At 60.2% G+C, this 14579-nt stretch carries 13 protein-coding genes and 2 rRNA genes (1 of these 15 only partly in view); 13 read left to right on the top strand and 2 right to left on the bottom strand.

The annotated features are described in order from the left end of the window. From AN401_RS17900 to hemB, 11 genes are all read left to right on the top strand, one after another. A 23S ribosomal RNA gene (locus AN401_RS17900) occupies positions 1 to 2606 on the top strand; it begins 284 nt to the left of the window's first position. An 80-nt stretch (positions 2607 to 2686) separates the two neighbouring features. Continuing rightward, a 5S ribosomal RNA gene (rrf, locus tag AN401_RS17895) occupies positions 2687 to 2801 on the top strand. 279 nt (positions 2802 to 3080) lie between these two features. After that, the gene (crcB, locus tag AN401_RS17890; protein ID WP_096780100.1) at positions 3081 to 3467 is read left to right on the top strand and encodes a fluoride efflux transporter CrcB; all 387 of its coding nucleotides are present in this window, start codon (positions 3081 to 3083) and stop codon (positions 3465 to 3467) included. A 57-nt stretch (positions 3468 to 3524) separates the two neighbouring features. Then, a complete protein-coding gene (gene ubiE / locus AN401_RS17885; RefSeq protein WP_094039092.1) occupies positions 3525 to 4280 on the top strand; it encodes a bifunctional demethylmenaquinone methyltransferase/2-methoxy-6-polyprenyl-1,4-benzoquinol methylase UbiE in 756 nt (251 codons plus the stop codon). Next, complete coding sequence (locus AN401_RS17880; protein ID WP_094039091.1) at positions 4280 to 4900, top strand: ubiquinone biosynthesis accessory factor UbiJ; 621 nt, start codon at positions 4280 to 4282, stop codon at positions 4898 to 4900. Before ubiE ends, AN401_RS17880 begins: the two co-directional genes overlap by 1 nt. Beyond that, positions 4897 to 6534, top strand: a complete 1638-nt coding sequence (gene ubiB / locus AN401_RS17875) for a ubiquinone biosynthesis regulatory protein kinase UbiB (protein WP_094039090.1) — start codon at positions 4897 to 4899, stop codon at positions 6532 to 6534. The genes AN401_RS17880 and ubiB overlap by 4 nt, the downstream gene beginning before the upstream one ends. 83 nt (positions 6535 to 6617) lie before the next feature. Next, positions 6618 to 6872, top strand: coding sequence for a twin-arginine translocase subunit TatE (gene tatE / locus AN401_RS17870; RefSeq protein WP_094039089.1), 255 nt, complete (start codon positions 6618 to 6620; stop codon positions 6870 to 6872). Positions 6873 to 6874: 2 nt separating this feature from the next. Then, positions 6875 to 7234 (top strand): Sec-independent protein translocase protein TatB, encoded by a 360-nt coding sequence (gene tatB / locus AN401_RS17865; RefSeq protein WP_094039088.1) that lies wholly within the window; start codon positions 6875 to 6877, stop codon positions 7232 to 7234. Continuing rightward, positions 7235 to 7987 (top strand): twin-arginine translocase subunit TatC, encoded by a 753-nt coding sequence (gene tatC, locus AN401_RS17860; RefSeq protein ID WP_094039087.1) that lies wholly within the window; start codon positions 7235 to 7237, stop codon positions 7985 to 7987. Beyond that, entirely contained in the window at positions 7984 to 8775 is a 792-nt protein-coding gene (gene tatD / locus AN401_RS17855) for a 3'-5' ssDNA/RNA exonuclease TatD (protein ID WP_094039086.1), read from the top strand. The genes tatC and tatD overlap by 4 nt, the downstream gene beginning before the upstream one ends. Continuing rightward, positions 8772 to 9785 carry a porphobilinogen synthase gene (gene hemB / locus AN401_RS17850; protein ID WP_094039085.1) on the top strand — a complete coding sequence of 338 codons (1014 nt, stop codon included), beginning with the start codon at positions 8772 to 8774 and terminating at the stop codon, positions 9783 to 9785. Before tatD ends, hemB begins: the two co-directional genes overlap by 4 nt. Positions 9786 to 9827: 42 nt before the next feature. On the opposite strand, the gene gppA is transcribed toward hemB, so the two are convergent. Both gppA and rhlB read right to left on the bottom strand, forming a co-directional pair. Further along, positions 9828 to 11309 carry a guanosine-5'-triphosphate,3'-diphosphate diphosphatase gene (gppA, locus tag AN401_RS17845; protein ID WP_096780099.1) on the bottom strand — a complete coding sequence of 494 codons (1482 nt, stop codon included), beginning with the start codon at positions 11307 to 11309 and terminating at the stop codon, positions 9828 to 9830. Positions 11310 to 11315: 6 nt separating this feature from the next. Further along, complete coding sequence (gene rhlB, locus AN401_RS17840) at positions 11316 to 12626, bottom strand: ATP-dependent RNA helicase RhlB (RefSeq protein ID WP_094039083.1); 1311 nt, start codon at positions 12624 to 12626, stop codon at positions 11316 to 11318. A 115-nt stretch (positions 12627 to 12741) separates the two neighbouring features. Between rhlB and trxA the strand changes: the two genes are divergently transcribed. Both trxA and rho read left to right on the top strand, forming a co-directional pair. After that, positions 12742 to 13068 (top strand): thioredoxin TrxA, encoded by a 327-nt coding sequence (gene trxA, locus AN401_RS17835; protein ID WP_094039082.1) that lies wholly within the window; start codon positions 12742 to 12744, stop codon positions 13066 to 13068. Positions 13069 to 13249: 181 nt separating this feature from the next. After that, positions 13250 to 14515: a transcription termination factor Rho gene (rho, locus tag AN401_RS17830; protein WP_094039081.1), complete on the top strand. Its 1266-nt coding sequence runs from the start codon at positions 13250 to 13252 to the stop codon at positions 14513 to 14515. The last annotated feature ends 64 nt before the right edge of the window (positions 14516 to 14579 follow it).

The following is a 14579-nucleotide window of genomic DNA, read 5'->3' as shown; positions in this document are numbered from 1 at the left end:
TAGTGGAACGGCCCTGGAAAGGCCGGCCATAGTGGGTGATAGCCCCGTACACCAAACCGCCCTTGTTGTGAAATCGAGTAGGACGGGACACGTGTTATCCTGTCTGAACATGGGGGGACCATCCTCCAAGGCTAAATACTCCTGACTGACCGATAGTGAACCAGTACCGTGAGGGAAAGGCGAAAAGAACCCCTGTGAGGGGAGTGAAATAGAACCTGAAACCGTGTACGTACAAGCAGTGGAAGCCTCCTTGTGGGGTGACTGCGTACCTTTTGTATAATGGGTCAGCGACTTACTTTTAGTAGCAAGGTTAACCGTATAGGGGAGCCGTAGGGAAACCGAGTCTTAACTGGGCGATGAGTTGCTAGGAGTAGACCCGAAACCCGGTGATCTAGCCATGGGCAGGTTGAAGGTTGAGTAACATCAACTGGAGGACCGAACCCACTAACGTTGCAAAGTTAGGGGATGACCTGTGGCTGGGGGTGAAAGGCCAATCAAACCGGGAGATAGCTGGTTCTCCCCGAAAGCTATTTAGGTAGCGCCTCGGACGAATACTACTGGGGGTAGAGCACTGTTTGGGCTAGGGGGTCATCCCGACTTACCAACCCCATGCAAACTCCGAATACCAGTAAGTACTATCCGGGAGACACACGGCGGGTGCTAACGTCCGTCGTGAAGAGGGAAACAACCCAGACCGCCGGCTAAGGTCCCCAAGTTCTGGTTAAGTGGGAAACGAGGTGGGAAGGCTCAGACAGCCAGGATGTTGGCTTAGAAGCAGCCATCATTTAAAGAAAGCGTAATAGCTCACTGGTCGAGTCGGCCTGCGCGGAAGATGTAACGGGGCTAAACCAGGCACCGAAGCCGCGGATTCAGAATTTATTCTGAGTGGTAGGGGAGCGTTCTGTAAGTCTGCGAAGGTGTGTCGTGAGGCATGCTGGAGATATCAGAAGTGCGAATGCTGACATGAGTAACGATAAAGGGGGTGAAAAACCTCCTCGCCGGAAGACCAAGGGTTCCTGTCCAACGTTAATCGGGGCAGGGTGAGTCGGCCCCTAAGGCGAGGGCGAAAGCCGTAGTCGATGGGAAACGGGTTAATATTCCCGTACTGACACACATTGCGATGGGGGGACGGAGAAGGCTAGATGGGCCAGGCGTTGGTAGTCCTGGTGAAAGGATGTAGGTGGTGCGTTTAGGCAAATCCGGACGCACAACACTGAGACCCGAGACGAAGTCACCACGGTGACGAAGTCATTGATGCCCGGCTTCCAGGAAAAGCCTCTAAGCTTCAGATGTGTGTGAACCGTACCCCAAACCGACACAGGTGGTCGGGTAGAGAATACCAAGGCGCTTGAGAGAACTCGGGTGAAGGAACTAGGCAAAATAGTACCGTAACTTCGGGAGAAGGTACGCTGGAGCGGGTGAAGTCCCTTGCGGATGGAGCCTGAGCCAGTCGCAGTGACCAGGTGGCTGGGACTGTTTATCAAAAACACAGCACTGTGCAAACTCGTAAGAGGACGTATACGGTGTGACACCTGCCCGGTGCCGGAAGGTTAATTGATGGGGTTAGCCGCAAGGTGAAGCTCTTGATCGAAGCCCCGGTAAACGGCGGCCGTAACTATAACGGTCCTAAGGTAGCGAAATTCCTTGTCGGGTAAGTTCCGACCTGCACGAATGGTGTAACCATGGCCACGCTGTCTCCACCCGAGACTCAGTGAAATTGAAATCGCCGTGAAGATGCGGTGTACCCGCGGCTAGACGGAAAGACCCCGTGAACCTTTACTATAGCTTGGCACTGAACATTGACCCTACATGTGTAGGATAGGTGGGAGGCTGAGAAGCGGTGACGCCAGTTGCCGTGGAGCCGACCTTGAAATACCACCCTTGTATGTTTGATGTTCTAACGTTGGCCCCTAATCGGGGTTGCGGACAGTGCCTGGTGGGTAGTTTGACTGGGGCGGTCTCCTCCCAAAGCGTAACGGAGGAGCACGAAGGTTGGCTAAGTACGGTCGGACATCGTACGGTTAGTGCAATGGCATAAGCCAGCTTAACTGCGAGACGGACAGGTCGAGCAGGTGCGAAAGCAGGTCATAGTGATCCGGTGGTTCTGAATGGAAGGGCCATCGCTCAACGGATAAAAGGTACTCCGGGGATAACAGGCTGATACCGCCCAAGAGTTCATATCGACGGCGGTGTTTGGCACCTCGATGTCGGCTCATCACATCCTGGGGCTGAAGTCGGTCCCAAGGGTATGGCTGTTCGCCATTTAAAGTGGTACGCGAGCTGGGTTCAGAACGTCGTGAGACAGTTCGGTCCCTATCTGCCGTGGGCGTTGGATGATTGAGGGGGGTTGCTCCTAGTACGAGAGGACCGGAGTGAACGAACCGCTGGTGTTCGGGTTGTCATGCCAATGGCACTGCCCGGTAGCTAAGTTCGGAATCGATAACCGCTGAAAGCATCTAAGCGGGAAGCGAGCCCCGAGATGAGTCATCCCTAGAGCTTCGAGCTCTCTAAAGGGCCGTCCGAGACTAGGACGTAGATAGGCAGGGTGTGGAAGCGTAGCGATACGTGCAGCTAACCTGTACTAATGACCCGTGCGGCTTAACCATACAACACCCAAGAAGTGTGAGACCTTGCGGTTTCGAGAACGAATTCATCGAAGACAGCTTTTCCGGATTGAAAGTTTATGCCTGGCGGCGATAGCGTTGTGGTCCCACCTGACCCCATGCCGAACTCAGAAGTGAAACGCACCCGCGCCGATGATAGTGTGGCAGCTGCCATGTGAAAGTAGGTCACTGCCAGGCACCCAATTGGAAAACCCCGATACGAAAGTGTCGGGGTTTTTTCATATCTGTCATTCCTTGTGTTTGCCCGTATTCCCACCCTTGGCACCACCATGTGAGTAATATGCTGTACCGAATGGCAGCGAACGGGGACAGCCAAGCAGAGCCTCCGCGCCAGGTAGGGCACGGCGGAGCCCCAAGGATGTTCACGGTGTGTCGGCGTGTGGTGCCCGCTCGATGTAGCACTATCAGGATCAGTTATTTACAATGAGACCCTCTTTGCTTGGCGGGTGATCCGGGATGAAAACGCTGCTCTTTATCGGGATGGGGGGGGCCATCGGGGCCATTTTGCGTTTCAGTGTGACCGAGCTGATGGGGCGCCTGTTCGGCAAGGGCTTCCCCTTCGGTATCCTCTCGGTGAACCTGGCCGGCTCGCTGTTGATCGGGGTGGTGTTCGTGCTGATCCAGCAGGGGGTGGTCGGGGCCCACTCCTGGCGACCCTTCTTTGTGGTGGGAATGCTCGGCGCCCTGACGACCTTCTCTTCCTTTTCCCTCGATACGGTACTGCTGCTGGAGCAGGGCCACTGGCTCAAGGCGGTATTGAATGTGTCTCTCAATGTGGTTTGCTGTATCATCTTTACCTATTTGGGCATGCAGTTGACCGGCAGCCTGATCGCTTCCCGTTAGTCCGGTCTGCGCATTTGCAGTACACTACCCCCTTTGATTGTTACAGGTGTCTTCAGAATGTCAGAACAGCACAAGTCGACGACCCATTTTGGCTATAAAACCGTGGATGCCACTGAAAAGGAGCAGATGGTCGCCAGCGTGTTCCACTCTGTGGCCGCCAAGTATGATCTGATGAACGATCTGATGTCGTTCGGCATCCATCGTCTGTGGAAGCGCTTTGCTATCGACTGCTCCGGAGTGCGCAAGGGACAGAAGGTGCTGGATCTGGCCGGAGGCACCGGTGATTTGACCGCCAAGTTCTCCCGCATCGTGGGGGAAACCGGTCAGGTAGTGCTGGCCGACATCAACGACTCCATGCTCAAGGTAGGCCGGGACAAGCTGCGCAATATGGGGCTGGGCAGCAATATCGCCTATGTACAGGCCAATGCCGAACAACTGCCCTTCCCCGACAACCATTTCGACCTGATTACCATCGCCTTCGGCCTGCGTAACGTTACCGACAAGGACAAGGCGCTGGCCTCCATGCAACGGGTGCTCAAGCCCGGCGGACGCCTGTTGGTGCTGGAGTTTTCCAAGCCCCAGCACGAAGTCATGAACAAGCTGTACGACTTCTATTCCTTTAACATTCTGCCGAAGATGGGCGCCCTGGTGGCGAAAGACAGTGACAGTTACCAGTATCTGGCCGAGTCCATCCGCATGCATCCGGATCAGGAAACCCTGAAAGCCATGATGGAGCAGGCCGGCCTCGAACAGGTGGAGTATTTCAACCTGACCGACGGCATAGTGGCGCTGCACCGCGGGTTCAAGTTCTGATGAAGGATCTGCTGCTCCCCCTGTTGAATGGCGCTCTGGAAAGAATAGCTAACCGTTTTATCCTGCAGGATGCCGAGCGGCGGCGGAAGATGCAGCCGCTGCAGGGCAAGGTGCTGCAACTGACGGTGAACGAGATTGCCAGCGGTTTTCTGCTGTTTTCCGGCGAGCGTCTGGAGATCCTCGGACGCTACGAAGGTCGGCCGGACAGCCACCTGAGCCTGTCTCTCAATGCCCTTGGCCTGCTGAAAGACAAGGGCCTGCTGATGCAATATATCCGCGATGGGCGCATCGATCTGGAGGGCGATCCCCAGCCCTGGCAGGATCTGGCGGCCCTGCTCAAGGATCCGACCATCGATGTGGAGTCCCTCTTGGTACCCTATACCGGAGACATTCTGGCGCACCTGCTGTGCCGGCACGGCCGGGAGCTGGGCACCGGCGTCGAGCGGCGCCTGATGGGGGCCAGGGCCCACCTGGGCGACTATGTGCGCGAGGAAGCCCGGCTGGCGGTAGGCTCCCTGGAACTGGCCGACTTCAATGATGAGGTGGCGGAACTGAACAAGCGTCTGATCCGTCTGCAGGCACGGCTGGCGACCCTGGCGGACAAGGTGGTTCACTCATGAGAAAAGTGCGGGAATTGCTTCGCCTCTATCAGATTGGCAAGACCCTGTTCGACTACGGCCTGGACGAGCTGATCCCAGCCCGGTTGCAGGTGTGGCCGGCACGGCTTGCCCGCCGCAGCCTGTTCTGGCTGAAAAACCGACACCCGGATTTGTCCCGTGGCAAACGCATCCGCCTGGCTCTGGAAAGCCTGGGCCCGGTATTCATCAAGTTCGGGCAGATGCTCTCCACCCGCCGGGATCTGCTGCCGCTGGACATCGCGGAAGAGCTCGCCCTGCTGCAGGACAGGGTGCCGCCCTTCGATGGTGCCCTGGCCCGCAAGCAGATAGAGCGCAGCCTGCAGCATCCCATCGAAGCGCTGTTCGACGACTTCGATGAACGGCCCCTGGCCTCCGCCTCCATCGCCCAGGTGCATACCGCCCGGCTGAAGACGGGGCAGGAAATTGTGATCAAGGTGATCCGGCCCGGCATCGAGAAGGTTATCGAGGCGGACGTCAGCCTGATGTACTCCATGGCAACCCTGATCGCCCGCCTGGTGCCCGAACGCAGCAGCCGGCTGCGGCCGGTCGAGGTGGTGGAGGAGTACCGCAAGACCTTGCTCGATGAGCTGAACCTGTTGCGGGAAGCGGCCAATGCCATCCAGCTGCGCCGCAACTTCGAGGGCTCCCGGACCCTCTATGTGCCGGAGATCTACCCCAGCTATTGCCATGAAAACGTGCTGGTGATGGAACGCATCTACGGCATTCCCGTGTCCGATATCGAGGCGTTGGAAGCCAACGGCACCAACATGAAACTGCTGGCCGAACGGGGGGTGGAGGTGTTCTTCACCCAGGTGTTCCGCGACAGCTTCTTCCACGCCGACATGCACCCGGGCAATATCTTCGTGTCTTACGAGCACCCGGAAGACCCCCAGTGGATCGGCATCGACTGCGGCATAGTGGGCACCCTCAACCGGGACGACAAGCGCTACCTGGCGGAGAACTTCCTGGCCTTCTTCAACCGGGACTACCGCAAGGTGGCCGAGCTGCACGTGGAGTCGGGTTGGGTGCCGGCAGACACCAAGGTGGAGGAGTTCGAGTCGGCCATCCGTACCGTGCTGGAGCCCATCTTCGAAAAGCCCCTGTCCGAGATCTCCTTCGGCCATGTGCTGCTCAACCTGTTTAATACCGCCCGTCGCTTCAACATGGCGGTGCAGCCGCAACTGGTGCTGCTGCAGAAAACCCTGCTCTACGTGGAAGGAGTCGGTCGTCAGCTCTATCCGCAGCTGGATCTGTGGAAGACCGCCAAGCCGTTTCTGGAAGACTGGATGCAACAGCAGGTGGGCTACAAGGCGGTGATCAACGCGGTGAAGGAAAAGGCGCCGTTCTGGGCGGAGAAACTGCCGGATCTGCCGGAGCTGGTATACGACTCGCTGCGCCAGGCCAAGCTGCAGCAGCGGCAGATGCAGGGGCTTTACGACCAGTTTACCCGCCACAACAAGGGCCAGGGCCAGGGCCGCTTTCTGCTGGCGGTGGGGGCCTCCACCCTGCTGGCCAGCACCCTGCTGCTGGGCATGGACAAAACCCAGTGGGCCATGTCTGGTATGGTGTTCACTTTGGTTGTATGGTGGCTGGGATGGCGGCGCACGGCCCGGTAGTTTGATCTGGTATCAACACTCTGTCATCAAGCCCGGATATAATGGTTTTTTATCGTTCTCTGTCTACATAGGAAAAGTGTGTTATGGGTGGAATCAGTATTTGGCAATTGCTTATCGTGGTGTTGATCGTGGTACTGCTGTTCGGTACCAAGAAGCTGCGCGGCCTGGGCTCCGATCTGGGATCGGCGGTCAAGGGCTTCAAGAAGGCCATGAATGACGATGAGCAAGGCAAGAAAGACGCCGACTTCGAGCAGCAGAAACTGGCCGACAAGAAAGAGCAGGGCGAGCTGCCGAACCAGCAAGAGCAGGATAAAACCAAAGACAAAGATCGGGTGTAATCATGTTCGATATCGGTTTCTGGGAGCTGATCGTCATCTCCGTGATCGGGCTGCTGGTGCTGGGGCCGGAGCGGCTGCCCGTGGCCATCAGGACCGTATCCCGGCTGTTTAAAACGGTGCGCGATACCGCCAACGCGGTCAAGACCGAACTGGCCCAGGAGCTGAAAATGGAAGAGCTGCATCGGGATCTGAAAAAGGCCGAGCAGCTCGGCATGCAGGATCTGAGCCCCGAGCTCAAGCAATCCATCGACGAGTTGAAAGAGGCGGCGGCTTCGGTCAACCGACCCTACGAGAAAAAGTCCGGTTCGCCAGCCGTCACCGATGATGCCCCCACCCCGAAAGAGCCGCAGGACAAATCCTAAATGAGTCAAACGCAGCAGCCGCTGATCAGCCATCTGGTGGAGCTGAGGAGTCGTCTACTCCGTGCCTTCGCCGCCATCCTGGTGGTGTTCCTGGCCCTGGTTTATTTTGCCAACGATATCTACACCATACTGGCGGAGCCGCTGCTCAGCCAGTTGCCGGAAGGGGCCAGCATGATCGCCACCGGTGTGGCGACGCCCTTCCTGACGCCGCTGAAGCTGACCCTGATCGTGTCCTTCTTCGCCGCCATCCCCTATGTGCTGTACCAGGTGTGGGCCTTTATCGCCCCGGGCCTGTACAAGCACGAGAAACGGCTGATCGCGCCCCTGGTGTTTTCCAGTGCCCTGCTGTTCTATGCCGGTGCCGCCTTCGCCTATTTCGTGGTGTTCCCCCTGGCCTTCGGTTTCTTTACCAAGATGGCGCCGGAAGGGGTAACCATAGCGACCGACATCGCCAGCTACCTGGATTTCGTGCTGGGGCTCTTTATCGCCTTCGGTATCGCCTTCGAGATCCCCATTGCCACCATACTGCTGTGCTGGACCGGCGTGACCACGCCGAAGGATCTCTCTGCCAAGCGTCCCTATGTGATCGTCATCGTCTTTATCGTCGGCATGCTGCTGACGCCGCCCGACGTTATTTCCCAGACCCTGCTGGCCATTCCCATGTGGCTGCTGTTCGAGGTCGGGGTCTTCTTCGCCCGTTTCTATGTGCGAGCGCCGGAGGGCGATGAAGAAGAGCGGGACGGCAGCTCATGATCGACATCGGCGTCAACCTCACCAGCAGCCAGTTCGACAAGGACAGGGAGCTGGTGGTCGAGCGGGCCAGGGCGGCCGGGGTGACGGGCCTGATCCTCACCGGTACCAGCCTGGTGGAAAGCCGGGCGGTGGCCGACTATGCCGCCGCCAACCCCGCCTTCTGCCACGCCACCGCCGGTGTGCATCCTCACGAGGCGCGCCACTTCGATGAGCACAGCCTGGACGAGCTGCGCCGGCTGGCGGCCCAGCCCCAGGTGGTGGCCATCGGCGAGTGCGGCCTCGACTACAACCGGGACTTCTCGCCCCGCCCCCAACAGGATGCGGCCTTCGAAGCCCAGCTGGCCCTGGCCGCCGAGCTGAATATGCCGGTGTTTATGCACTGCCGGGATGCCCATCCACGTTTTATGGAGATACTGGCCCCCTGGCGCGATCGTCTGCCGGCCGCGGTGCTGCACTGCTTTACCGGCACCGAGGTGGAGCTGCGCGATTGCCTGGCGCTGGATCTGCATATCGGCATCACCGGCTGGATCTGCGACGAGCGCCGGGGCCGGGAACTGCAGCAACTGGTGCGCCAGATCCCGGCCGAACGGCTGATGGTGGAAACCGACAGCCCCTACCTGATCCCGCGGGATCTGCTGCCCAGACCGGCTTCCCGGCGCAACGAGCCCGCCTATCTGCCCCATATCGTCCGGCGTATCGCCGAGTGCCGGGGCGACGAACCCCATGCCCTGATCGCCGCCGTCACGGCGACCAGCCGCGCCTTTTTCCGCATTGAGGAGCAGTCATGACCGAACAAGTTTTCGGCGGTTTTCCCAACCGTCGCCTGCGTCGCGTGCGCAAGCACGACTTTAGCCGCCGGCTGGTGCGCGAGCATCGCCTGACCGTGGACGATCTGATCTACCCGGTGTTCGTGCTGCCCGGCTTCCAGCGCCGCGAGGCGGTGCCCTCCATGCCGGGGGTGGAGCGCCTGTCCATCGATTTGCTGCTGGAGGAGGCGGCCGAACTGGTGCGGCTCGGGATTCCGCTGGTCGCCCTGTTCCCCGTGGTCAACGCCAGCCAGAAATCCCTGCTGGCGGAAGAAGCCTACAGCCCCGATGGCCTGGCCCAGGAAGCGGTGCGGGCACTGAAGGAAGCCTTCCCGGAACTGGGGGTAATGACCGACGTGGCCCTGGATCCCTTCACCACCCACGGCCAGGACGGCATCATCGACGAGCAGGGCTATGTCCTTAACGACATGACCACCGAGGTGCTGGTCAAGCAGGCCCTGAGCCACGCCGAAGCCGGTGCCGACATAGTGGCGCCGTCCGACATGATGGACGGCCGCATCGGCGCCATCCGCCAGGCGCTGGAAGAAGCCGGCTTCGTCAATACCCAGATCATGGCCTATTCCGCCAAGTACGCCTCCAATTACTATGGCCCCTTCCGCGACGCGGTCGGCTCGGCGGGAAATCTCAAGGGCGGCAACAAGGCCACCTACCAGATGGATCCGGCCAACGGCGACGAGGCGCTGCAGGAAGTGGCACTGGACATCCAGGAAGGCGCCGACATGGTGATGGTGAAGCCGGGCATGCCCTACCTGGACGTGGTGCGTCGGGTCAAGGAGCAGTTCGGGGTGCCCACCTTCGCCTATCAGGTCAGCGGCGAGTACGCCATGCACATGGCGGCCATCCAGAACGGCTGGCTGAAGGAGCGGGAAACCATCATGGAGTCCCTGCTGTGCTTCAAGCGTGCGGGGGCCGACGGCATCCTGACCTATTTCGCCAAGCGGGTCGCCGCCTGGCTGCAGGAAGAGAAATAAGCTCGGGACTGGGGACCGGGGATTTGGGGTTGATTACGATCCCTAATCCCGCTCCATAATCTCAAGCGGCCAGCCCTGCTCGGTCTGGCGCCTGGCCTCCTGCTGCAACTCGCTGGCCCGCAGGTGGTGCTGTCGGCTCCAGCCGGTGGGCAGGGTGAGGATCAGGCGATGGCCCTCTGCCGCCAGGTGGAATTCGGGCACGGTGCCGCGGGTGCGGCGCAGGCAGAGGATGATGGCCAGCCGCAGCAGCCGGGCCAGCAGTATGGCCTGGTCGGTGTCGACGGCGCTCTGCCGGGTCAGCGGCGCCGGCTTGAATTCGTCCCGCTGATTGAGCAGCAGGGCGGCCAGCAGTTGCTTCTGGGCCGGGGTAAAGCCGGGCAGGTCGATATGGCTGATGATATAGGCGGCGTGCTCGGGCGCTTGTTTGTATTCGATGCACAGGCCCAGCTCGTAGAGCAGGGCGGCCCAGCCCAGCATGGGCGCCAGGGGCGCCGCGTTCGGGGAAACCTGCTCCAGGGCGCGCAGCGCCGTCTTCCTGACCCGCTCGCCCTGGCTGCGATCCAGCTGGTAGCGGGCGATCAGGCTGTCGGCGGTCCGCTCCTGGGCGTCGCACTCCTGGCGCCGGCCCAGCATGCCGTACACCAGACCCTCGCGCAGGGCGCCGCCGGCCAGCACCATGGATTCTATCGCCAGGGTATCGAACAGGGCGATCAGGATGGCGAGCCCCGAGGGGAACACGGGTACCCGCTCCGGCTGCAGCCCGGGCAGTTGCAAGCGGTCGAGATGGCCGCAGGCCATCACCTGTTGTTGCAGCTGGCGCAGCTTGGCCAGGGTGATCTGCTCGTTTTCCCCTTGGCTTATCATGATTTCCTGGATGGCCTGCACGGTGCCGGAGGCACCGATGCAGCCCTGCCAGCCCAGCTTGAGGTAGGCGGCGGCCACCGACGCCAGGGTCTGCTGGGCGGCGGTGATGGCCTGCTCGAAGTTGTGGGCGGACAGCTCGCCATCGGCAAAATGGCGCCGGAGCCAGGTGACACAGCCCATGTCCAGGCTGTGCAGCAGTTGCGGGCTGGTGCTTTCCCCGATGATGAGCTCGGTGCTGGCGCCGCCGATGTCGATCACCAGCCGCCGCCCGGTACCGGAAGAGGTCCAGGCCACGCCCTGGTAGATGGTGGCCGCTTCTTCCTCGCCGGAGATGATGTTGACGGGGTGGCCGAGGATGGACTCGGCCCGTTCGATAAAGACGTCGATATTGCGGGCCAGCCGCAGGGTGGCGGTGCCGACGATGCGGATCTGTCCGGCGGGCACGTCCTGCAACTGTTCGGCGAACAACCGAAGGCAGTCCCAACCCCGCTGCATGGCGGCGGCATCGAGACTGCCGTCCGGCTGCAGGCCGGCGGCCAGTCGGACCTTGCGCTTGACCTTGGCCAGGGTGCGGCAGGCACCTTCGACCTCGTGCACCACCAGCATGTGAAAGCTGTTGGAGCCGAGATCGATGGCGGCATACAGAGCCGGGTTTTTCACGTCAACTCAGCTCCGGGCACCCTGGGGGCGCCGGCGCCGGTTATTGCCACCGGGGCGGCGCTGGCCGCCGCTGCCCTGGCGATCACGCAGGTTGCGGTTGGCGGCTGCCCTGTGGTGGTGAATGCGTTTGGGCGGAGTTACGTCGTCGAGCAGGGCGTCCTTGTCGTACTTGCTGACCGGGATCTCGTGCTCGATATAGGCTTCCACCGCCGGCAGGTTGAACACGTATTCCTCGCAGGCGAAGCTGATGGAGTGGCCGCTAGCGCCGGCACGGCCGGTGCGGCCGATACGGTGCACGTAGTCTTCCGCGTCGTCGGGCAGGTCGTAGTTGAACACATGGGTGACGTCGGGAATGTGCAGGCCGCGGGCCGCCACATCGGTGGCCACCAGGATGTCGAGCACGCCAGTGGTAAACTCTTCCAGTATCTTCAGCCGCTTCTTCTGGGGCACGTCGCCGGTGAGCAGGCCAACCCGGTGGCCGTCGGCCTTCAGCCAGGCATAGACTTCCTCGCAGCTGTGCTTGGTGTTGGCGAAGACGATGGCCTTGTCGGGCCATTCCTCCTCCATCAGGCTGAGCAGCAGCAGCATCTTGTCTTCCTGGGCCGGGTAGAACAGCTCTTCCTGAATACGCACGCCGGTTTTTTGCTCGGGTTCGATCTGTACGTGTTCGGGGCTGTTCATATGTTCGTAGGCCAGCTCTTGCACCCGCAGCGACAGGGTGGCGGAAAACAGCATGTTCTGGCGCTCGAGGGCCGGCGGCATGCGACGGAACAGGTAGCGGATGTCCTTGATAAAGCCGAGATCGAACATGCGATCCGCTTCGTCCAGCACCACCACCTGGATGGCGCCCAGGTCGATCACCCGCTGCTTGAGGAAATCGATGATGCGGCCCGTGGTGCCGATCAGGATGTCGACGCCGGCTTCCAGCACCTGGACCTGCTTCTCATAGCCTTCGCCGCCGTAGGCCAGGCCCAGCTTGAGACCGGTACTGTCGCTCAGGGTGTCGGCATCGTTATAGATCTGCACCGCCAGCTCGCGCGTCGGCGCCATGATGATGGCCCTGGGCTGGTTTTGCTGGCGCGCCGCGGGGGCGGGGGTGGTAAGCAGGTGGTTGAAGGTAGCGGCGAGGAAGGCGATGGTTTTTCCGGTGCCGGTCTGGGCTTGTCCGGCGATATCCTTGCCTGCCAATAGATAAGGGAGTGACAACGCCTGGATGGGCGTGCAGTGGTGAAATCCCTTTGCTTCCAGTCCGGCCAGCACCTCGGGCAGCAGGCCCAACTGGGCGAATTTGACGTCTGTTAAGTGTGTTTTGCTCATAGCGCTCAGAATATCAGGTTAGGCTTGCAATAATAAACAGGATCATTTGAAATAGGGCAACTAAATTGCCCCGGCGTTTTCTGTGGCGGGGTCGAACAACTGACTGGAGTTGGAGATGAGTGACAAAATTGTTCAGCTGACCGATGCCAGCTTCGATGCTGATGTGATCAAGGCAGATGGCCCGGTTCTGGTAGATTTCTGGGCTGAATGGTGTGGTCCCTGCAAGATGATCGCCCCCATCCTGGATGAGGTGGCCGGTGAATACGAAGGCAAGGTTACCGTGGCCAAGCTGAATATTGATCAGAACGCAGATACTCCGCCCAAGTTCGGTATTCGTGGCATTCCCACCCTGCTGCTGTTCAAGAACGGCGAAGTGGCGGCGACCAAGGTAGGCGCCTTGTCCAAGACTCAATTGAAAGAGTTTCTGGACGCCAACCTGTAACGGTGATGCAAGGGGTGCGCAAGGCGCCCCTTGTGGTTTTTGCTAGACGCTTCCCCGTTTTGGTGCTAGTTTATTGGTCGTTTGCTAGCCTATTTGTGCCCTAGGGCTCTCCGAATTCAAGCATCAATCCAGCAGACTTTTCTGTCCGTTTAACATTCCTGGTTGATAGAAACTCACCACTATGAATCTTACTGAACTCAAGAATACCCCTGTCTCTGAGCTGATAAAGCTTGGGGAAGAGATGGGCCTGGAAAACCTCGCCCGCCTGCGCAAGCAGGACATCATCTTTGCCATCCTCAAGGCCCATGCCAAAAGTGGTGAGGACATCTACGGCGACGGCGTGCTGGAAATCCTGCAGGACGGCTTCGGCTTTTTGCGCAGCGCCGACTCTTCCTACCTGGCCGGCCCCGACGACATCTATGTTTCCCCCAGCCAGATCCGCCGCTTCAACCTGCGTACCGGCGACACCATCTCCGGCAAGATCCGGCCGCCGAAGGAAGGGGAACGCTATTTCGCCCTGCTCAAGGTCAGTGAAGTCAACTACGACAAGCCCGAAAACTCCCGCAACAAGATCCTGTTCGAAAACCTGACCCCCCTGCATGCCAACGAGCGCATGAAGATGGAGCGGGGCAACGGTTCCACCGAAGACATCACCGCCCGGGTACTGGATCTGGCCTCCCCCATCGGCAAGGGCCAGCGGGGCCTGATAGTGGCGCCGCCCAAGGCCGGTAAGACCATGCTGCTGCAGAACATCGCCCAGAGCATCGCCTACAACCACCCGGAATGCACCCTGATCGTGCTGCTGATCGACGAGCGTCCGGAAGAGGTGACCGAGATGCAGCGGATGGTGAAGGGCGAGGTCATCGCCTCCACCTTCGACGAGCCGGCGGCCCGTCACGTACAGGTGGCCGACATGGTGATCGAAAAGGCCAAGCGCCTGGTCGAGCACAAGAAGGACGTGGTGATCCTGCTCGACTCCATCACCCGCCTGGCCCGGGCCTACAACACGGTAGTGCCTTCTTCCGGCAAGGTGCTGACCGGCGGTGTGGACGCCAACGCCCTGCACCGGCCCAAGCGCTTCTTCGGCGCCGCCCGTAACGTGGAGGAAGGCGGCAGCCTGACCATCATCGCCACCGCCCTGGTGGAAACCGGCTCCAAGATGGACGACGTCATCTACGAGGAGTTCAAGGGCACCGGCAACATGGAACTGCACCTGTCGCGCAAGATCGCCGAGAAGCGGGTCTACCCGGCCATCGACATCACCCGTTCCGGCACCCGCCGGGAAGAGCTGCTCACCACCCCGGACGAGCTGCAGAAGATGTGGATACTGCGCAAGATCGTCCACCCCATGGGCGAGATCGACGGCATCGAGTTCCTCATCGACAAGCTGGCCATGACCAAGACCAACGACGAGTTCTTCGAAGCCATGAAACGGCAGCAGAAGTAAGCGTCCGTCTTCCTGAAAAAAAACCGCGGCCCGACCGCGGTTTTTTGTGGGCGATACAAGCCAT

Source organism: Zobellella denitrificans, assembly GCF_002407485.1.
Lineage (GTDB): Bacteria > Pseudomonadota > Gammaproteobacteria > Enterobacterales > Aeromonadaceae > Oceanimonas > Oceanimonas denitrificans.
Note: the sequence above shows the minus strand (reverse complement) of the source record. Positions and strands in the feature narration are given on the sequence as shown.